General features: G+C 55.9%; 14 protein-coding genes. 5 read left to right on the top strand and 9 right to left on the bottom strand.

Annotated features, from left to right (window positions below; all coding sequences use genetic code 11):
• Window positions 1-157 precede the first annotated feature (157 nt).
• Complete coding sequence (locus J8E65_RS03925; protein WP_210374113.1) at window positions 158-2,662, top strand: hypothetical protein; 2,505 nt, start codon at window positions 158-160, stop codon at window positions 2,660-2,662.
• 132 nt (window positions 2,663-2,794) lie between these two features.
• Window positions 2,795-5,269 (top strand): TonB-dependent receptor, encoded by a 2,475-nt coding sequence (locus J8E65_RS03920; protein WP_210374112.1) that lies wholly within the window; start codon window positions 2,795-2,797, stop codon window positions 5,267-5,269.
• Window positions 5,270-5,338: 69 nt separating this feature from the next.
• Here the strand turns inward: J8E65_RS03920 and J8E65_RS03915 are convergent, their stop codons facing one another.
• Window positions 5,339-6,511, bottom strand: a complete 1,173-nt coding sequence (locus tag J8E65_RS03915; RefSeq protein ID WP_237181635.1) for an aminotransferase class V-fold PLP-dependent enzyme — start codon at window positions 6,509-6,511, stop codon at window positions 5,339-5,341.
• A gap of 126 nt (window positions 6,512-6,637) precedes the next feature.
• Here J8E65_RS03915 and dnaG point away from each other — a divergent pair, with 126 nt between their 5' ends.
• Window positions 6,638-8,500, top strand: a complete 1,863-nt coding sequence (gene dnaG / locus J8E65_RS03910) for a DNA primase (RefSeq protein WP_210374111.1) — start codon at window positions 6,638-6,640, stop codon at window positions 8,498-8,500.
• On the opposite strand, the gene J8E65_RS03905 is transcribed toward dnaG, so the two are convergent.
• Both J8E65_RS03905 and J8E65_RS03900 read right to left on the bottom strand, forming a co-directional pair.
• On the bottom strand, window positions 8,477-8,923 hold the full coding sequence (locus tag J8E65_RS03905) for a SufE family protein (RefSeq protein ID WP_210374110.1): 447 nt from the start codon (window positions 8,921-8,923) through the stop codon (window positions 8,477-8,479). The two genes, dnaG and J8E65_RS03905, sit on opposite strands and share 24 nt — an antisense overlap.
• The gene (locus tag J8E65_RS03900) at window positions 8,920-9,786 is read right to left on the bottom strand and encodes a sulfurtransferase (protein ID WP_210374109.1); all 867 of its coding nucleotides are present in this window, start codon (window positions 9,784-9,786) and stop codon (window positions 8,920-8,922) included. Before J8E65_RS03900 ends, J8E65_RS03905 begins: the two co-directional genes overlap by 4 nt.
• Before the next feature lie 90 nt (window positions 9,787-9,876).
• Between J8E65_RS03900 and J8E65_RS03895 the strand changes: the two genes are divergently transcribed.
• Window positions 9,877-11,694 carry a glycoside hydrolase family 15 protein gene (locus J8E65_RS03895; RefSeq protein WP_210374108.1) on the top strand — a complete coding sequence of 606 codons (1,818 nt, stop codon included), beginning with the start codon at window positions 9,877-9,879 and terminating at the stop codon, window positions 11,692-11,694.
• Here the strand turns inward: J8E65_RS03895 and otsB are convergent.
• From otsB to J8E65_RS03870, 5 genes are all read right to left on the bottom strand, one after another.
• The gene (otsB, locus tag J8E65_RS03890) at window positions 11,642-12,388 is read right to left on the bottom strand and encodes a trehalose-phosphatase (protein ID WP_210374107.1); all 747 of its coding nucleotides are present in this window, start codon (window positions 12,386-12,388) and stop codon (window positions 11,642-11,644) included. The genes J8E65_RS03895 and otsB overlap by 53 nt on opposite strands.
• 3 nt (window positions 12,389-12,391) lie before the next feature.
• Window positions 12,392-13,765, bottom strand: a complete 1,374-nt coding sequence (locus J8E65_RS03885; RefSeq protein ID WP_341481738.1) for an alpha,alpha-trehalose-phosphate synthase (UDP-forming) — start codon at window positions 13,763-13,765, stop codon at window positions 12,392-12,394.
• Between the two features lie 42 nt (window positions 13,766-13,807).
• On the bottom strand, window positions 13,808-14,701 hold the full coding sequence (locus J8E65_RS03880) for a DUF4249 family protein (protein ID WP_210374106.1): 894 nt from the start codon (window positions 14,699-14,701) through the stop codon (window positions 13,808-13,810).
• Between the two features lie 4 nt (window positions 14,702-14,705).
• Window positions 14,706-16,967 carry a TonB-dependent receptor gene (locus J8E65_RS03875; RefSeq protein WP_210374105.1) on the bottom strand — a complete coding sequence of 754 codons (2,262 nt, stop codon included), beginning with the start codon at window positions 16,965-16,967 and terminating at the stop codon, window positions 14,706-14,708.
• A 68-nt stretch (window positions 16,968-17,035) separates the two neighbouring features.
• Window positions 17,036-17,869: a glycerophosphodiester phosphodiesterase family protein gene (locus J8E65_RS03870; RefSeq protein ID WP_210374104.1), complete on the bottom strand. Its 834-nt coding sequence runs from the start codon at window positions 17,867-17,869 to the stop codon at window positions 17,036-17,038.
• Window positions 17,870-18,060: 191 nt separating this feature from the next.
• On the opposite strand from J8E65_RS03870, the gene gyrA reads away from it, so the two are divergent.
• Window positions 18,061-20,610, top strand: coding sequence for a DNA gyrase subunit A (gyrA, locus tag J8E65_RS03865; RefSeq protein ID WP_210374103.1), 2,550 nt, complete (start codon window positions 18,061-18,063; stop codon window positions 20,608-20,610).
• An 18-nt stretch (window positions 20,611-20,628) separates the two neighbouring features.
• Here the strand turns inward: gyrA and J8E65_RS03860 are convergent, their stop codons facing one another.
• Window positions 20,629-21,093, bottom strand: coding sequence for a type I restriction enzyme HsdR N-terminal domain-containing protein (locus tag J8E65_RS03860; RefSeq protein WP_210374102.1), 465 nt, complete (start codon window positions 21,091-21,093; stop codon window positions 20,629-20,631).
• Window positions 21,094-21,100 lie beyond the last annotated feature (7 nt).

Here is a 21,100-nt window from a genome sequence, read left to right as displayed (position 1 = left end):
CACGGAGAGGATTTCACCAACACAATTTCACGGATTCTAAACACAGGGCTGCGTTATTCCTCAATGTACCCTTTTTCTTTCGAAAGAAAGGTCGGATGCCCTGCCGCTCTGTGCCGGCCTCAAGGTCCTTTCGCCTTAAGCCAAGCGTTTCAACACCATGATACGGCACCTTTGGCTGCTATGCTTGTTGCCTTTAAGCCCCCTGTATGCCCAAAACGTTCTTTTTCAAGAAACCGTAACAACGCTCTTGCCCTTTCCTCCAGGCTGGCAAGCTACGCGCTGGACAGTCACGACACAAACGCCTTCGTCAGGATCTGGCGGTAACAGCTTTGCCCTGCAAGGTCAAGAGGGGGATCGCCTTTGCTCACCAGTACTAGATGTCACGCAAGCGGCTTTAACACAACTGACCTACTGGGCACGCCGAACAGCTTCATACCCCTCCTTACATCTTGTTGTGCGCGCTTCGATCGATGGAGGCCAAACCTTTCCTTACGTCATTGCACCCGCTGGACAGGCGCTTCCCCAAACCGATGGCAGTTGGGTCAGGTTCAGTTTTGCCCTACCGAACACCCTTTCCGGCAGAGCAGCTTTGCAGCTCTGCTTTGATGCTTTGGGCGGACAAAGCAGCAGCGCGCGCCTGCAGCTGGACGATATCACGCTCTACGGCACAGGAACGCTTTCGCGCCCGCCATTTGTGGCATTACCACCAGCAGTACACGCCGGCTTTGTTGCCCCAGGCGACACAGTAAGCATCCAACTCATCCTGCGCAATCAGACCGACTCGGCACTCACCATCGCCCTACCGCCGCTTCCTACGCCTTGGCTAGGACAGCCAAACACCCGCCACCTTACAGCTGGCAGCACCGACACGCTGCAGCTCGCGGTAGCCCCTTCCGCTGAAGGGTCTTGGTTTGATGCTTGGGCGCTGCGTACAGGAGCTTTTACCTACATCGTGCACTTGAGCGCTACAGCTGAGCTGCCTAACAGCTATCTTGGTTTACTCCCCGTCCGTACCACTGCCCTGGCGCTCGACACCTTAACGCTTGCGCTGCGCTTGCGTTGGGACGCTCCCTTGCTACCCATGCAAGGTTTGCAGCTGCAGTTGGAGTTGCCAGCTATTCCCTGGCTGAACATCAGCATACGCCCAGGCGCCTCCCTACCTAACGCTAGCAACTGGACCCTGCAGCTGGCACAGCAAGGCCGCAATGTCACGTTGCTCATGCTTGACAACGTCGGCGCTGGACTAGCGCCCAACGACTATCCCGAGCTCTTGCGCCTGCAGCTTGTAGCGGCCGACGTTGGCACCCAAGTTTCCGGGAAAGTTATCCTCAAAGAGCTCCGGGCCACAGCAGCCACACCAGAAGCCACGCTCATTACGCTAGCTCGCTATCCTAGAGCTCAGAGGCTCACAATTCGGCCCCGCTTGGCCTACATTCGGATCCTTGCCGACACGTTACGTTTAGGTCCCACGGCCGTGGGCAGCAGCCGCACGACTGCCCTTCGGATAGTCAATCCTGGAGGTTTGCGGTCAGTACGCCTTTGGGCAAGGCAGCCCCTAGATCCTACCTTACGTCTGTTACCTGATTCGCTCGACTTAGCACCCAACGACACCGCTGCCCTCATGCTCACGTTCCATCCCACACTTCGGGATTTTGGCTGGCGGACGACAACGCTGCGCCTGCGGCATAACGCTACCGAGGGCGATAGCTTAGTCGTTGTCGAGGCACTGGGCACCGGGGGCTTAGGAGATCCGACTGAAGATGGGCGCGTCGATGTTGCCGACCTCCAGCGCAGCATTCGCTATGTGCTTGGACTCACTAGACCAGACGGCCAAGACCGGCTTGTGCTGGACGTGGCGCCATTTCCTCAAGGCGATGGGCAGCTACACCTGGAAGACATCGTATTGCTTGCCCAAGCGATCGCCCGCGACACCTGGCCTGATGGGCATCCTCTACCCGTACCTCCGCCGACACTGCCCCAAGAACCTGGGAAAAACGATACCCCCATAGTACTATACCTGCTGGCTGACGGACCAGATCAGCTACGCTTGCAGGTTGAATCCACCGTAGCGTTTGGAGCTTTGCAACTTACACTGCCCCGAGCGGCATCGCTTCGATACGATTCGACTACCATCCGGCTTCCTGCTCATGCCTCCTTGCAGCTAGGCCAGCCGGAAGGCCGAATTACGCTTGTACTGTACCGCCTAGATGGTCAACCTTTCCCCGCCGGAAGTTATGCTTTAGGGTTACTGCATGGTACAGACGCCGACACGCGATCTCCTTTGCGTTGGATTGCGGTCTCCCCTGAAGAACGTTACCTCCCCACCCAGGTCCGCACATCCCCACCTGAGGAGATGCCGCTTGAGCTTCCCCAGCAAGTGCTCTTTTTGCCCCCTTATCCCCAACCGTTCTTTCCAGAACATCACCAAGCCGTGGTGTTTTCTGGCCGTCTTCCGGCCCCAGCTTCGCTCACGGTAGGGGTTTTTGATCTATTAGGACGCCAGCTTTACATGGAATCGACACCTGAGCTGCCAGCCGGGCATTTTACCTATCTCTGGAAAGGCCAAGATGCTTATGGCCGTCGAGTAGCCGCAGGGCTTTACCTTGTCCGCTTACAATTGCCAAACGTTACCCGCACCTTCCCAGTTATCGTCAGCCGGTGAGTTCTCCCGTCCACAGCGCGTTCGTGCAACTCATAACAGGTCTGTGCGGCTCATGCACCATAGCGTATCCGAACACCGCCCCTTTCAGTATAACGCTGTGGTCAACGACGCAAATTTTCAGGAGAAAACGCTATGTGGACGCGGGCTGCACTTTGGGGATTGCTTTTGGGGGCCTGGCTGACCGGAGCGGCACAGGCTCAGGATCGTACAGCTGGTCCCCCAATTTTGGCGCGTCTTTCTGGGCAGGTGCTGGATGCCTCGACCAACAAACCGGTTGAAACGGCCACCATTGCCGTGTGGCGAAGCAGCGATTCCACATTGGTTACAGGTGCGGTAACCGATGCGCAGGGACGTTTTGCTATCGAAGGGCTACGCCCTGGCCGCTATTATGTAACCATCAGCTTTGTAGGCTATCAGCGGCAGGTGATCTCGGACGTCACCTTGCGGCCACCTGCGGCCTTGCAGGTTGATTTAGGGGTAATTCGTCTGACACCTGATACCGCTTTACTGCAGGAAGTGCAGGTTACCGCTGAGCGCGAAGCAGTGGAGATCGGCATCGATCGTATCGTCTACAATACCCGGGAGCAACTGGTCAGCGTTGGGGGTGCAGCCGTCGACGTGCTGCGTAACATTCCTTCGGTAGAGATCGATGTCGAAGGCCGCATTAGCCTACGCGGGAATCAAAACGTGGCCATCCTGATTAACGGTCGGCCTTCTGCCCTTCAGGGCGAAACCTTAACCCGCTTTCTGGAAGGACTCCCTGCGGATGCGATCGAGCGTGTGGAAATCATCCCCAACCCCTCGGCCAAGTACGAACCAGACGGCATGGCCGGACTGATCAACATTGTACTGCGGCAAAATCAAGACTTAGGCTTAGGTGGCAACCTTACCCTGGGGGCAGGTACGCAAGATACCTACAACGCTTCTGGAACGCTTACCTACCAGCGTAACCGGATTAACCTAACCACAAACTACGGCTTTCGCACGGGCAATCGCCCTGTTGAAGGCGAACGTTTTCGTGAAAACCGCTACGAGGACCCACTCACCTATTTAGAACAGCTCGACCGGGGCACGTTTAACCGTTACGCCCACAACCTCAACGCCACGCTAGAATACAGCCTAAACCGTATCAGCACGCTAGGCGCTTCCGCACTGCTTAGTTTTCGCGGCGGCAGCCAAGATAGTCGCGCGCTTTACCAAAACTTGGACGCCTCCCAAAACCTGCTATCCCAATATGAACGGCGTGTAGACGGCCGCCGCAACGACTTCAACATGGACTACCGCCTCTTTTTCCGGCGCGTCGTCGACCCTTCCAAACATGAACTTAACGCAGAGCTGCGCTTCGAGCGCGAACGCGACGACGAGCTCGAGCACTACGTGCAGCAGGCCCTGTCGCTCGAAGGAGATCCAACCCAACTGCTCCAGCGGGAACGCAACGAGCAGGACGAACGCGAATCTACGCTTTCGCTGCAGATCGACTATATGCGCCCGCTCAGCGATCGGCTGCGCTTAGAAGCTGGCTATAAAGGCAGCCTAAACCAAAATGACTACGCGCAAAGCTATGAGATCTTCTCGAACAACCCGCGTCGTCTTGCCAATAACTTTCGCTATACCTTGGAACAGCACGCCGCCTATGGCATCGTGAATTACGATGCCGGGGTCTTTGGCGTACAGCTAGGTCTACGGGCCGAGCAGGCACGCACCGAGTTTGTGCAGAAAACATTGGGGGAAACCTACCAAAAAGATTATTTCAGCCTCTTCCCAAGCGTTTTTCTGAGCTTCCGCCCAGTGCAAACGCATCAGTTTCGCCTAAGCTACAGTAAGCGGATCAACCGTCCCAATACCTGGCAGCTCAATCCACTGAGCGATTACGACGATCCCTTATTCCGGCGCCAAGGTAACCCTTATCTTGATCCAGAATACACCCATGCTTTTGAGCTGAGCTACTCGTGGATCTCGCCTGCCTTGACGCTCACGCTCACCCCCTACTATCGCTACACCGTGGACGTCATCCGGTGGTACGAAACACTAGATCCGTCGAGCGGCGTTTCCATTGTAACGTTCAAAAACTTGGCTTCTCGGGACGACTGGGGGGTTGAAACCGTAGGCACGTTCCGTTTAGGCAATCGACTGAATGCTTTTGCTAGCCTCAACGTTTTCCGCGTTACTACCGATGGAAGCAACGTCGACACAGACCTGGGCAGCGATGCCATTGGATGGAGCACGCGGCTCAACACCACCATGACGCTGATGCCTGGCCTAGCACTGCAGTTCTCCTACTTCTACAGCTCGCCGCTCGATGTAGAACGCGGCCGCATCTCTGGCCGCTCCATGGCCGACCTAGCGCTACGTCAGCAATTCCTCAACAACCAAGCTAGCCTTAGCGTACGCATTAGCGATCTGTTCAACACGATGCGCTTTGAAGGCGTGCGGGAAGACGCACTCTTTTACCAGCGCTTTACGCGGAGCTGGAACGCCCAGCAGGTGTTTCTGACCTTTACGTACAACTTCGGTCATCAGGGCAACCGGCGTTCGCAGCGACGCCAGATGGAAAACGGGGAAAACAATCGCCCAGAGGATATCGAAGGCGTGTTCATGGGACAGTAAAGGCGCTATAGGTCCGGCTGCTCACCTTTACTGGTTCTCATAGGCTCCTCTGAAAATGGAGGAGCCTTTTTATTTTGCATTACGCGACCGTTTGCGTTTGCCCAAAAAGTCTGCTACGGCCTCAAGCGTAAGATCGATTTCTTGCATGCTGTTGTAGTAGGTAGGAGAAAAGCGAAGCATGCCATTGCGTACTGAAACCACAATATGCCGGCGTTGCAGCGCAAGCGCTAATGCCTGGGCCTGTGGATGCTGCACGCTAATGATCCCAGAAGCGTGCGCAGGATCAGCACTACCGTAGCGGGTCAAACCCAATTGCTCCAGTCCTTCACCTAAGCGCTGCTGCAATGCGAGCACGCGCCGCGCACACCACGCAGGTCCCGCAGCTAGGTGTAGTCGCAAAGCAGCATGTAGCGCAACCAGGGCAGTTTGATTTAGTGTGCCGGTTTCGTAGCGACGCGCATCTGGATAAAAGATAAGCCGATAGTCCGTTAGGTGCTCCCAATCAACAGGACCGTGCAACCAGCCCGCGGGCGGATGTAACACGGCTTGCAACTCGGGCCGCACGTAGCAAAGAGCTAGCCCTTGCAATCCCATAAGCCACTTATGCGTGCCACTGGCCAGAAAATCGACCCCCGATACCTCCACGTTTAAGGGCAGTGCGCCCAAGCCCTGAATGGCATCGACACTAAGCCAGATGCCCCGTTCGTGGCAAAGCGCTGCAATAGCCGAAAGGTCTGCACAGAACCCCGACAGAAACTGCACCCAACTTAGCGTAACCAGACGTGTTCGGGGTGTTAACACACGGGCAACATCCTCAACCGTAAACGTACCGTTGCGATGAGGAATAAAATCGACCACAACGCCTTTGCGTTGCAAATTGAGAAACGGAAATACATTTGCTGGAAATTCGCAGGCAGGGATAGCAATCCGGTCTCCTGGCTTCCAATCCAACCCCTGTGCAAGCAGTCCTAAAGCAGCCGACGTGCTGGGGGCAAAAGCGATGCGATCGGGCGAGGTGCCCAGCAGCTGCGCTACCAACCTTCGGGTTTCCTGCACAATAGCCTCTAGCTCAGCATAGTTGTCGATCGGGCCTTGATGGCGTTGCCAGAGATAACGCTGAACAGCACGCACTACGGGTCGACTGAGCGGACCGGTTGCCGCGTGGTTGAGGTAAATTTGCGCTTGCGTGTGCGGAAAAAGCCGTCGCAGCGCGGCTAGCTTAGGGCTTTGGGTTGACATCATAGCGATCGTTTGAAACTACGGCTGTGCCAAACGTCCTGATGCGGCATTGGTTCAGCACGGATCGAGGGACTGTTGCAGGCGTACATGGTTTAACTTTGCTGTGGCTCAGTTTTTTGGTCTGGCTTCATGCGCATCCCGGATGAAACGCTTGCAGCCATCCGCGCCAGCCTTGACATCGTTGAGGTTGTTGGCGCGTACGTTCCGCTCAAGCAGCGGGGATCAAATTATTTTGGGTTGTGCCCTTTCCATCAGGAAAAAACCCCCTCTTTTAGTGTAAATCCCAAACTAGGGATCTTCAAGTGCTTTGGGTGTGGCGCAGGAGGGGATGTATTTGCTTTTATCCAGCAAATCGAAGGGGTGAGCTTTGTAGAGGCTGTGCGCCTCTTAGCGGAACGTGCTGGCATTCCGCTGCCCCAGAGTGAAGAAGCGGGCGAAGATGAACGCGAACCGCTGTTTCAGGCATTGCGCTTTGCAGCACGCTTTTATTTTACCCAGCTGACGCACGAAACATCGGGCAAGCTTGCCCGCGCTTATCTCAAAAGCCGAGGCGTTCGTCCAGCTACCGCGCAGCGTTTTGGATTAGGCTATGCCCCCAAAGCTTGGGATGCTTTAGCCACAGCAGCGGTCGCATCTGGCTTTCGCCTGGAGGTCTTTGAGCAGGCAGGCCTAGTGCTCCCCCGGCGCGAACGCGGCGGATTCTACGACCGCTTCCGACATCGACTGATGTTTCCGATCTTTTCGCACGTGGGCAAGGTGGTGGGATTTGCTGGGCGCCTTCTAGAGCCTGATCCTGAACAGCCTAAATACATTAATTCTCCTGAAACGCCAGTCTACCAAAAAGGACGGGTACTCTACGGCCTTTATCAAGCACGCCATGCTATTCGCAAGCTGGAAGAAGCCATTCTGGTCGAAGGCTACACAGACGTAATTGCCCTCCATCAAGCGGGTATTGAACACACCGTTGCCACCAGTGGCACCGCACTCACCTTAGAGCAGGTCCGGCTTTTAGCACGCTACGCCAAGCGCATACTGCTGCTTTACGATGCCGATCCGGCCGGTGAGCAAGCTGCACTACGCAGCATCGATCTATGTTTAGCGCAGGGCCTACCCGTCTATGTGGTGGTGCTGCCTGCCGGTGAAGACCCTGACTCGTTTGTACACCAAAACAGCAGCGAAGCCCTCCAAGAATACCTTGAGCGCTATCGTCTCGATTTTATTTCGTTTCGCCACCAACTGGCCCGACGCCAGGGCATGCTGGACACGCCAGAAGGCGAAGCCCAACTCGCCCGGGAAATCGTGCAATCTATTGCCCGCTTCCCTGATCCTCTCTTGCGGGAAACCTATCTTCGGCGCGCTTCCGAAGTGCTTCGCCTCCCTGAAGTGCGTTTGTTTGAACTTTTGCGTGTGCTTTCGTCCACTAGCCTACCTTCTTCCTCCCCCCCTCGCATACCTTCTGCACCGACTTCCCCTCCCCAGCCATCACAGTCCTTACTGCCTTCAGAAAAATTGCTGTTGCGCCTGATGCTCCAGGAAGGACGCTCTATGGTGGCTTTTGTCTTGGGTCATATGGCGCTCGCGGAGTTTACCGAAGGCCCTCCGCGACAGTTGGCAGCCCGCCTGCTAGAACAGTATGAGGCCGGGGAGCCTATCGACGCCCGCCCTTTTCTTGAGGGACGCTACGGTGCGGAACTGCAACAAGTAGCCACCGATGTCATGATGGATCCTTATGAGCCTTCCGAGGGCTGGAAGCGGCGCGGCATTCTCGTACCCCGTATTTCTGACCAAGCCTTTGAAATTGCTGCCGACGCTATCGTGCGGCTAAAGCTGCAACGCATCGACACGGTTATCCACCAGCTCCAACAAGAACAGTTGCGGTCGCAACACGATGAAGCGCGCCTGCGCGAAATCATGCAACAACTCATTACCTTGCAGCGGCTCCGACAGGAGATCAGCCATCGAACTTTTCTAAACCCTGATTTGCTGTCCTGACCCCCTAGTCGCCTTTTCGGCCACCTCGCGTCGTAGCTTTTGATAGATTCCCGTCAGCCCTCGCAACCGCTGCATGCCCAGCAGCGGAGCAATACCTAAACGATACAAGAGGTCTTCCGGTGCGGCTAAGACCTGCTCTGGCAAAGCGCCATCAAAAGCTTCCATAAGCAACGCTATAAATCCACGCGGGGTGGGCGCCTCACGCGGAGCGTCAGCATAAATGCGCACGCACCCCTCCTGGAGTTCAACCAGCAAAAATACCGGAGACTGGCACTCGTGCACCATGCCCAGTCCAGCATCCCGAAGCGGCACATAGGCTGCTGGTAACGGAGGTAGCCGTTCCGCAAACTCCAACAGCAGCGCCAGCCGCATTTCCGGATCGGCCTCCTGGAACAACGCTAGGATGCTTTCCAGCTTGGTCATTTACGCGCTTCCGGATCGCCTTGCTCAATAGGCACGCCCACAAGGTTGCCCCACTCGGTCCACGAACCATCGTAGTTTTTGACCCGCTCAAAGCCAAGCAGGTATTTTAGCACAAACCAGGTGTGGCTCGAACGCTCACCAATGCGGCAATAGGCAATGACTTCGTCGCTAGGCTTAAGGCCTTTTTCCTTAAGATAAATACGCTCTAGGGCTTTACGAGGCTTGAACGTGCCATCTTCTTGCACAGCCAAGCTCCAGGGAACGTTCTTGGCACCGGGAATGTGGCCTGCACGCAATGCCCCTTCCTGAGGGTAGTCCGGTGCATGCGTCAGCTCGCCACGATATTCTGCCGGCGAACGCACGTCGATCAGCGGTTTGCCTGCCTGTACATGGGTCAGCACTTCGTTGCGAAATGCGCGAATCGAAAGGTCAGGATCCTTAGCCTGATAAGTCGTGCGTGGAAACACGGGCACCTGACGCGTCAACGGTCGGCCTTCGGCAAGCCACTTCTGGCGCCCTCCATCCATGATCAGACATTTTTCGTGCCCAAAAAGCTTAAATACCCAGAATGCATAGCAAGCCCACCAGTTGTTTTTGTCTCCATAAAAGACAACCGTAGTGTCGTTGGCAATGCCCCGCGAAGCACACAGCGCTTCAAACCGCTCCTTGCTGACGAAGTCTCGAATAACCGGATCCTGTAAGTCCTGCAGCCAGTCAATCTTTACCGCATTGGGGATATGGCCCGTCTCATAGAGCAACACGTCTTCGTCTGACTCCACGATACGGATGTTTTCGGTATCCTGGAGGTGCTCAGCTACCCAATCGGTTGAGACCAGCACTTCAGGATGCGCATAGGCAGGCATCGTTGATTGCAAAATTTTCTATGTTGAACACCCTCGAATTGTCTATAGTAACTAAAGGCTTTCTCCAAAAGTTCATAGCCATGGCTGTGCATGAGCACGTTTTCTTTTGATCCTCAGAAGCTTCCTACATTTAAGCCCTTAGAAGCCTATGGTCTGATTGGCGACAGTCGCACAGCCGTTCTGGTTGGCGCCGATGGCGCTATCGACTGGGCTTGCCTTCCGGACTTTGACAGCCCAGCCCAATTTGCAGCCTTGCTCGATCCTCGGGCTGGCTGCTTTGCCGTTTGCCCTACAGAACCCTTTCAGGCAACGCAGCGCTACGAGCGAGGCACTAATGTACTGGTGACGGAATTCACAACACCGAAGGGTACCGTACGCGTGCGGGACTTTATGCCCTTCATTCCCCGCCGCAAAACGCCCACAGCAGAGATCTACCGGCGCCTTGAAGGCGTCGCAGGCCGCGTAGAACTTACAATCTACTTTGCTCCCCGCTTCGACTACGGCTCGCAAATTCCATCCCTCACATCCTCACCATACGGCGTATTGGCCAGCACAGAAAAAGAGACGATAGCCCTCTCTACCGAAGTACCTTTAGAAATTTGGGATGACTACGCCATTGGACAGGTCTGCTTAGAAGAAGGACAAGACACGTACCTTGTGGCTGATTGGGGCGCAACGCAGGTTCACCCGGTGGCCATCTATCAAGGAGACCGACGGCTATGGCAAGTACGTACCTTCTGGCGTAACTGGATCGATCGCCTTAGCTATCACGGACGCTATCGGGATGCTGTAGAGCGCAGTTTACTAACGCTGAAGTTGTTGATCTATGAGCCTACAGGAGCGATTATCGCAGCTCCCACCACCTCGCTGCCCGAATGGCCTGGCGGACCACGGAATTGGGATTACCGCTTTTCTTGGGTGCGCGACTCTGCATTCATTTTGCGGGCATTGTTTCAGGCAGGCTACATTGAAGAAGGAACGGCCTATCTCGATTGGCTGCTAGGACAGGTGTTGGAAGGCGGGCCACTCCAGGTGCTCTACGGCATTCGCGGTGAGCGTTATCTCCCTGAACGCACGCTCCCTTTGCGTGGGTATCTGGACTCGCAACCGGTACGCATTGGTAACGAGGCTGTAGAGCAATTTCAGCTGGACATTTACGGCAGTCTGCTCGACGCCGCGCTGCGCTACGACCAACAAGGCGGTGCACTTACCATTATAGAATGGGAACGGCTGCAAGCTTTGACGGAAGAGGTACGGCAGCGCTGGCGTGAGCCAGATTCTGGCATTTGGGAAGCCCGCAGCGGCGCGTTTCATTATACCTATTCCAAGGTCTGGGCTTGGGTTGCGCTAACGCGCGCAACGCAGCTGGCGCGCCGCTTAGGCGCTGCTGATGCCCCTGTCGACGTATGGCAACGCGAAGCCGCGAAAATACGACGAGAGGTGCTCACAAAGGCCTGGAATCCTAAAGTCGGTGCTTTTACCCAGTATTACGGCAGCGAAGCCCTGGATGCCTCGCTACTCATCATGCCGCTGGTAGGATTTCTACCTGCTAGCGACGAGCGCGTGCAGCAAACACTCCAACGCTGCCTCGAAAGGCTGGCTGCAGGTCCCTTCCCCTTGCTTTATCGCTACCTGAACGACGATGGCATCGAAGGCCCTGAGGGCGCCTTTCTGCTGCCCTCGTTTTGGCTTGTGGAAGTACTTGCCCTCTCTGGCCAGCTGCAGCGAGCCCGCATCGCCTTAGACCGCCTGCTTGGCTTGCAATCCCCCCTTGGGCTCTACGCCGAAGAAGTCCACCCCGAAACCCAGCAGCTGCTCGGTAACTTTCCCCAAGGCTTTAGCCACTTAGGCCTAATTAACGCGGTTTTTCGCCTCCAGGAAATCCAGCGTTTGCACGAGGGCTGGTAAACACATAGCTTTGTAAATACGCCACTGCAGCCTCAATGCTTGGCAGGCGATACTGCGCAGCCGTCGGACCCTCACCTATCTTGATTGTAAGGCCACGTTCGGCTAAGGCGCGAAATGCATCTTCATCGGTCGCGTCGTCTCCGAGGTAGACCGGCACATGATCGGGAAAACTGCGGACTACCGAAAGCACAGCGGTACCCTTATGGACTGCACGCGGACGCAGTTCTATCACCTTCTTACCCCGAATAATGGCTAGGGTGTCCGGCACCATCGCCAGCCAGGGCTCGAGTGCCGCAAGCACCGCGGCTTCATCTGACGCCTGCCGGTAATGCAGCGCAAAGGTAGGGCCCTTATCTTCAACCCAAAGTCCGGGAACCTTGGGCACCTGCTGCCGCAACGTGCTGAACAGTTGCCGCAGCGCATCCGAAACTGTGAACGACTTAGGCCCTCCAATACGCCCCTCCTGCAAGCCATGTAATCCGATTGCCGGCAGGTCCACGGGCAACAAACGATCTAAATCTTCAAGTTGTCGCCCAGTGACAATCCATACCGGATATCGCTCGGCCAGCTGCGTAAGCAATCCAGGCACAACCGGGTGCGGCCACGCCCACTTGGGATCAGGAGAAAAAGGAGCTAAGGTACCGTCGTAGTCTAGAAAAAATAATGGCTTTTCGACCTGTGGCGGACGACACATAAGTTACCCTTGCGCCATAGCAGTAAAGGTTTCAAAAAAGCGTGCAGCCCAGCGGTGCACATCTAACGCTTGCACACTTCGCTTCAGACAACGAAAACGCTCCATGCGTTCTTCTATTGGCATTTCTAGGGCCATACGCATAGCCGATGCCAAGCCGTCTACGTCGTAAGGATTTACCAACACGGCTTCGCGAAGCACATGCGAAGCCCCCGTGAGCTCCGAAAGAATCAAAGTGCCCCCCTGGCTAGCGGCGATAAACTCCTGGGCCACCAAGTTCATCCCGTCGCGAAGCGGGGTAATGCAAGCCACATCGGCTGCACGGTAAAAGACACATAACTCTTCCTGGGTATAGGTGCGGTAGCGATAATGCACGGGCGTCCAGTCGACCCGCCCAAATTGCCCGTTAATGCGTCCCACCACTTCGTCGACTTCGCGCTTAAGCTGCTGGTAAGAGGTTACCTGCGTCCGACTTGGCGTAGCAACTTGGTAAAAGCTGACGCGGCCATGATATTCCGGATACATCTCTAAAAAGCGCTCAAAGGCCAAAAGTCGGGCACGAATGCCCTTGGTGTAGTCTAGCCGGTCTACGCCAAGCATCAGCCACTCGGTACCAATTTCCTCACGCAGCTGCTGGGCTTTTTGCTGGACAGCCTCGCTTTGCGCCATTTGTTCAAAATGTGCGATGTCTACCCCTAAGGGATGGGCCTCAACGCGCACCTCCCGCCCTTCCCACAACACCCGATTCCCTTCAATGCGCGCCCCCAGCAAGTAGCGCGCACTTTCTAGAAAGTTTTCTACGTATTCTTCGACGTGAAATCCTACCACCTGGCAAGCTAGCATACCTTGCAGTAGCTCCCGCGACCAAGGAAGAATGCGGTAGACTTCCATGGCCGGCCACGGGATATGCCAAAAATGCGCAATAACGGCCTCAGGCACAGCACGGCGCACCAACCCCGGCACTAGCATGAGGTGATAATCATGCACCCAGATGACATCTCCGGGCTGATAGGATTGGATCACCGTTGTAGCAAAGCGCTGATTCACTGCGCGGTAAGCTTCCATATAGGAACGCCGCAGCCGCAGATGATGAACCATGTAATGGCACAGCGGCCATAGCATCCGGTTGGCCATGCCATTGTAGTACTGCTCCCGCTCGCGGGTGCTTAAGGGCACGTAATGGACAACAAAATCAGGGTTATCTTTAGGATAAGGCTGGAGCTCTGGAAGGTCTGCTTGGTCTTTCATCGCTACCCAAGCACCGCCTTGCGCTTGCAGTACAGGCAGCAGTGCGGTAGCTAGTCCGCCAATAGCCGGCAGCCAACCTTCATCAGCAGTGTAGCGCAGGGGAGCTCGATTGGCTGCTACAATCAGTCGCACTGTTTCTCAGCATTGGTGAACCGCTTGTCCCAAGCCCTATGTCTATCGGGTAATGACAACAGTGTATTGCACGCGGGCATAGCTGCCAAAAACACCCCGCCCACCGCGGACATGTTCCAAAACCGGGGGGATTTCGCCTGGAGAAAGCGTTGAGCCCCCTTGCTGCACGCTTTGCGTGCGAATCAGGTCGTACAGGTTATTGTCCAGCGCACTAAGCGTTACCCGGGTAGGGCCGTAAAAGACAATAGCCAGCCAAGGCAAACGCAGCAGCAGGGTGCCATCAGGCTGCTCGGTGTAGTTTGCCTCGTTGAGAATGGGAGAACCACTGACGCGCAGCTCTTCCAGCGTAAAGGTGCTGTCTTCGTAGAGCGCCCGCCCTATTGGGGTTAGGTTTGCTTCTGTAGGCTCCAAAGCTTCTGTGGTCAAGATGTAGACGGCTTGGCGACCCGGATAAAAGCTACGCGTAACGCGCAACTCTAGTCGAACTTCGCTCTGGTAGCGTACGGAATCCAAGTTGGCCCCTACAATGCGAAACGTGTCGGGCACCAATGTCTCGGCGGTAAGCAGCGCACCATCGGGCATACGGGCCTCCAGGCGGTAGGTGCGCAAAGGCTGAACGTAAACGTTGCGGTAGGCTAAAGCCGGCACATAGCAGCCCGCTACATCCGTGAGCTCTTCGAAATCATAGGCTTCTTCGGGCTGTCCTTGCGCGTCGAGTAGCAGCACACGCACCTGAGCCCCACGAACAGCCAGCGAATCCACACGGTAGATGCCATCGATCGCCAAAGTGCGGCTTAGCCAGACCGGCTGCAACGGCTCATTGGCGATCTGATACGACTCGACCACATACTCGGGGGTAAACTGGGCAGGAGCTACCAGGTCGCAGGCGGTCCACCCCAAAAGCCCCCAGAGCCACCACAGTCCCAGACGACGCATAGCTTCAAAAACGTACAGTTAGGGATAGGTTAGGTAGCGGAATCGGAATCTGGGGAATCTCATTCCGCTTTACGGTACCCTCGCGCGTAAACTCAAAAAAGTAAAACCATAGGTTGCGGCGCGCATACGCGTTCAGCACCTGGAGCTGCAGCTCATAATCCCCAATCCCCAAAAAGCGCCCGCGCCGCGTTAAGCCAATATCCAGCCGATGATAAGCGGACAAGCGGGCATTGTTATATCCCGGCGTGAGCACCACGTTACGCGTGTCGGCCCCAAAGGGATCATGCACCAACCGATACTGGCCGGACGGTTCGGTATAGGCCTGTCCAGTCGCATACGTAAAAACCGTCGAAAGCCGCCAGTGAGACGAAAGGTCATAGCTAAGCACCAGACTCAGGTCGTGCGTGCGATCATACTTAGGCGCGTAGTATTGTGGACGGCCCCGAGCATCCAGATTGATTCCAGGAAAGCGGCGCCGCGTGCGTCCCCACGTGTAGCCCAAAAGGCCGCGCAAGCGCCCCACAGAGCGCTCTAGCAGCATTTCCACACCGTAGGCATACCCGTCGCCAAAGCGAAACAACTCACGATAAGCCCGGCCGTCCACATCGGGCAAAAACGGATCAAACTCAAAAAGGTCCCACATCGTGCGGTAATAGGCCTCCAGCTCGGCATTCCACCCCAACCTCGGTTCCCATTTGACGCCCATGCTGAACTGATCGCCCCAAGCAGGCCGCACGCCCCGGTCGACCGTAAGCCATACATCGAAAGCTGTGATGAACTCACTGGTAATCAACGTCAGGTATTGATAGTACCGCCCATAACCTGCCTGCAAGCGCACATTAGCACGGGGGCGATACTCGGCCGAAAGCCGCGGCTCCAGGCGAAAGTATTGCCCGCGGCCGAAATAGCTCAGCCGTAACCCACCCTGCAGCGTCCAAAACACCGAAGGCCGAAAGGTCTCCTGCGCATAAAGCGCCCCATAGAGCGCATCAATCGCAGCCCGCGTTCCAGGCTGCTCATCAAAAACGTCCCGTAACCGAAAACGAAACCATCCGCCCCAATAGCCCAACTTGACCGCATGTCGATCATTTGGGAAATACTCAAAATCCCCACGCAGCGACCAGTCGGTTACCGTATTGGTGCGCTCGAAAGGCGTTCCAGCCAACTCAAACGTTGGCAAACTGAAATAGTACGAGCCCGTGAGGCGAAAGCTGGAAAACAGGCGCTCCGAAAACAAGTGCGTCCACCCTGCCGTAGCCGTTCGGTTGCCATAGGCTACGCGCAGCTGGCTGTCTTCCAAAAAAGGCAGCTTGAGTACGTCCGTCCCCGCATAAAACGCCAAAGACAAGCGGTCGTTTGGCGAGGCATCAACGTTTAGCTTGCTATTGAGGTCGTAGAAGTAAAAACGGTCGGGCGCACCCTCGACGTTCTGGCTGCGCAGCAGGGCCAAAAGCGGTTCAATTGTAGATCGTCGAAAAGCGATCATCCATGATCCCCAAGGATATGGCCCTTCTAGCATCAAGCGCGAGGCGAGCATGCCTACACTCAGACTGCCCCGGGTTTCGTTACGATTGCCGTCTTTGTTGTACACGTCGAGCACCGAACCCAGTCGCCCACCGTATTCGGCGGGAAAGGCGCCTTTATAGAGCCGTACATCCTTGATGGCATCCGGATTGAAGGTGGAAAAAAAGCCAAAAACATGCGTGGGGTTGTAGACGGTGGTGCCGTCTAGCAAGATGAGCGTCTGATCTGGGCTGCCTCCGCGCACATAAAGGCCGCTGGAATAGTCCGAAGCCGCCTTCACCCCGGGTAGCAGTTGCAGCGTACGGAACACATCGGGCTCAAAGGCAGCAGGCAGTTCCTGTACCAGCCGTGTTTCGACCTGCGTTACGCCCAAGTTGCGGGCTTCTTCGCGTTCGCGTACAGCCGTAACTACAACCGTTTCGCCCGTCAGCGGCACGGGTTCTAAGGCGATATCCAAGCGTCGCGCTTCACCGGGGGCAAGCGTCAGCGTCAGCCGAAACGATCTGTAGCCTACATAGGAAGCCACCAGTGTATAGGTACCCGGGGGGATGCTGGTCAAGGTATAAAAACCTGCCGTATTCGTTGCAGCCCCAAAGCGCGTGCCTTCAAGCACCACATTGGCCAAGATGAGCGTTTCACCAGTTGTGGCATCGCGCACAAAGCCACTTATCGTGGCTGCATTTGGCTGCGATCGCACTGGCAATGCCCAGAAAAGCAAGAAAAGTCCTAATGCTACCCGCATTATTCCAGGTAGAAACGTCGAAAGATCGGCAGTTTTGACGAAGAAAGTCCCACTTGAGTTGCACGCATCTAGGAGTGCGCCTGCAAAAGGGCGAGGGCCCGGTCAGGATAGTCTGTAATCAGTCCATCCACTCCTAAGCGAAGCAAACGCTGCATTTCACGCGGGTGGTTTACCGTCCAGGGCACCAAGCGCATGCCTTGCGCCCGCACGGTTGCTACCAATGCTTCATCTACAAGTCGATAGTGGGGACCGTAGGCTGCTGGGATAAAACCTAATGCGGCTAGATGCGCTGCAAAAGGCTTTCGGTCTTCTACAAGCAGCATAAGCGCCTGCCCAGGGAATAACCGCTGCGCTGCCTGGAGCACCCGATGGTCGAACGAAAGCAGCATCGTGCGGCTGGCCACACCCACCTCCATAACTACAGCCATCACATGCCGCACAAACGTCTCTGGGTCAGGATGATACCGACCTTCCCAATCAGGACGCGATTTGATTTCAATGCTGTAGCGCACGGGCGGCCGTTGCAGCGCCTGGACATAGGCCTCCGAAGCCAATAGAACGTCACGCAGCAGTGGCTTGGCAGCCGGCATGGGCTGCTGATGTGGAAAGCGTGGATGACGCCGACTACCACAATCAAACCGAGCGATCTCGGCATACGCCATCCGGTAAAGGTTACCTCGCCGGTAAGATCGCACCGGCTGTCCAGACGGCTCACGGCACAACGTAGCCGAAAACCACGGCTCATGAGACACCACCACCTGCCCATCTCCCGAAAGCACCACGTCCATCTCTAGCGCATCCACGCCCAACGCCAGTGCCAAACGAAAGGCCGGCATCGTGTTCTCTGGCCGCAGCCCGCGTGCACCACGATGCCCGTGAATTTCAACATGCATAGGCCGCATGCATTCTATCTTCAACCCTTTAATTTAAAAAATCTTCTTTGCATAAAAGCTCGAACTTTTTTCATCGCCTTCGCTCACTTCTCAGGCACATTTGCCTTATTTTAAAGTAATCTCGCGACTTTGGAAGTCGCTATAGCCATATGTCAAGCTAATAGTTTATGCGTCACAAAAATCAATAAAAAAAGATATAAATGGAATCAGAAAAGCCTCGCATTATTCCTATCAATATTGAGGAGGAAATGAAATCCTCCTATATCGACTATTCGATGTCGGTAATTGTCAGCCGGGCATTGCCAGACGTACGCGACGGTCTTAAGCCAGTTCATCGTCGCGTGCTCTACGGCATGTACGAGCTTGGCCTGACGGCGAACGCTCCCTACAAAAAAAGCGCTCGCATTGTTGGCGAGGTGCTGGGTAAGTATCATCCGCACGGCGACGCAGCTGTTTACGAAACCATGGTACGCATGGCCCAGGATTTTGCCATGCGCTACCCACTGGTTGACGGCCAGGGCAATTTTGGCTCTATCGATGGGGATAGCGCTGCGGCAATGCGCTACACCGAAGCTCGCCTGACGCGGCTGGCCGAAGAAATGCTCCGCGACATTGAGAAAGATACCGTCAACTTCCAGGACAATTTTGACGGTTCGCTGAAAGAGCCCGTAGTGCTCCCCTCGGCGCTACCCAATCTGATCGTTAATGGGTCAGACGGCATTGCCGTAGGCATGGCCACCAAAATTCCCCCGCACAATTTAGGGGAGACGGTCGACGCTTTGGTAGCCATGATCGACCATCCGGACATTTCCCTTGAAGCGTTGATGCGCTATCTACCAGCGCCCGACTTTCCAACCGGTGGTATCCTCTACGGCTACCAAGGCGTGCAGGAAGCCTATGCTACAGGTCGGGGGCGCATTACGATTCGCGCCCGCATGCACGAAGAAGAAGTGCGGCCCGGACGCCCCGCTTTGGTGATCACGGAAATCCCTTACCAAGTCAACAAAAGCAACCTGATCGAAAAAATTGCGCAGCTGGTCCGGGAACGACGCATCGAGGGCATTAGCGACATTCGGGACGAGAGTGACCGCGAAGGGTTGCGCATCGTGCTGGAGTTAAAGAAGGATGCTGCGCCGCTGGTCGTGCAAAATCAACTCTACAAGTTTACCCCATGCCAGCAAACCTTTGGCGTTAACATGGTGGCGTTGGTCGGGGGGAGGCCGCGTACGCTTACGCTACGCGAGCTGATGCGCCACTATCTGGATCATCGCCATGAGGTTGTTACGCGCCGCACCCGCTTTGAGCTGCGCAAGGCCGAAGAACGCGCCCACATCCTTGAAGGGCTAAAGATTGCCTTAGACCACCTCGACATTGTCATCAACATCATTCGCTATTCGGCCGATCCCGATGAAGCCCGCCAGCGGCTCATGGAGGGCGTCTTGCCCGAACGACTCTCCCCTGAAGAGCGGGAACGCCTGGGATTGCCTTTGGGTCAAGTTTCCCATTTTACGCTTACCGAAGCGCAGGCCAATGCCATTTTGGCCTTACGCCTGAGCCGACTCACTGGCCTCGAACGTCAAAAAATCGAGGAAGAGTATCGGGCACTGCTTCAGGAAATCGAGCGCCTACGCAGCATCTTGGCCAGTGAGCCTCTCCGCTGGCAGATCATCCGTGAAGAGCTTTTGGCCCTGAAACAAAAGTATGCGGACCCGCGCCGCACTGAAATCGACTATGGTGGCAAAGGCGACTTTGCGTTAGAGGACCTGATCGAAGATGAGCAGGTTGTGGTTACGATCTCCCACCAAGGCCTTATCAAACGCACGCCGGCAAACGTTTACCGCCAGCAAGGACGTGGAGGTATAGGCCTAAAGGCCAGCGGCATGCGTGAAGACGACTATATCGAACATCTGTTTGCCTGCAAAAACCACGACTATCTGCTCTTTTTCACCGATCACGGCCGCTGCTACTGGCTGCGCGTCTACGAAATCCCAGAGGGCGGTCGCACCAGTCTAGGCCGTTCCATCCGCAATCTGATCCAGATTGCACCCGACGACCGCGTGCGGGCCGTCTTGAACATTCGCAAAGAGGACTTTGAAGACCCCAACTTCCTTCGCAAGCACTACGTGCTTATGGCAACGCGGCAGGGCATGGTGAAAAAGACAGCATTGGAAGCCTTTAGCCGGCCGCGTACCGATGGTATTATTGCCATCGCTTTTGCTGAAGGCGACGAGCTGGTCGAAGCCAGCCTTACCGACGGCCAAGCGCATGTGCTGCTGGCTTCTTCAGGTGGACGCGTGGTGCGCTTTGAAGAATCGGACGTCCGGCCTACAGGCCGCAATACACGCGGCGTGCGTGGCATCACGCTTAAGGGTGAGGAAACTCTTGTTGGCATGGTCACCGTCCCCCCTCAAGCGCCTTTGTGCATCCTCACGCTAAGCGCTCATGGCTATGGCAAGCGCACACCGCTGGAAGAGTATCCCGTACATCGCCGTGGTGGCCAGGGTGTCTGGACAATGAAACGCACACCACGCACAGGCTGCCTGATCGCAATCAAAGCCGTACAGGACCACGACGACCTGATGATCGTTACGCAAAACGGCCAGATGATCCGACTGCATGTGGGACAAATCAGCCGTATGGGCCGGCACACGCAGGGCGTGCGTCTTATTCAACTCAGACCTGGGGATGCGATTGCCGACGTAACGCGCCTGGTCACCGAAGTGCAGGCAGATGAAGCGGTCGCGGCGTAGCCGTCCAGCGACAAGCTGCTAATCGCCTTGAAGCATAGCAGCAAATGTCGGAAGCTGCGCAAGGGGCGTAATGGACGGGCTGGTCGGATCAATATACCAGGCATAGTGCACGTGGCCGTTCGTGACCACAAGGTAGGGCGCCCCTACGATGCGATTGTAGCGACCTGCTTGCTCAACCACGGCCTGCGTGATGGGCACCGAGGGAGCTTTGCACTCGGCCAGCAGCAGCGGCCGACCCTGCCGATCATACACAATAAGATCAGCCCGCCGGCTTCGGTTTTGGTCAGTGAGCGCCGCCTCAAAAGCAATGAGGGCAGCAGGGTAGCCTAGCGCTTGTACCAAATGCTGCGCCAAATGCTGGCGAACCCACTCCTCGGGCGTCAGACGCACCCACCGTTGCCGCAGTGGATCAAATAGGTAAGGGCGCCCTTTACGCCATTGCACGGAAAAAGTATACTGCGGAAAGTTGAGCGTCTCTAGCATGGTCTTC

It is taken from the genome of Rhodothermus bifroesti, assembly GCF_017908595.1.
GTDB lineage: Bacteria > Bacteroidota > Rhodothermia > Rhodothermales > Rhodothermaceae > Rhodothermus > Rhodothermus bifroesti.
Note: the sequence above shows the minus strand (reverse complement) of the source record. Positions and strands in the feature narration are given on the sequence as shown.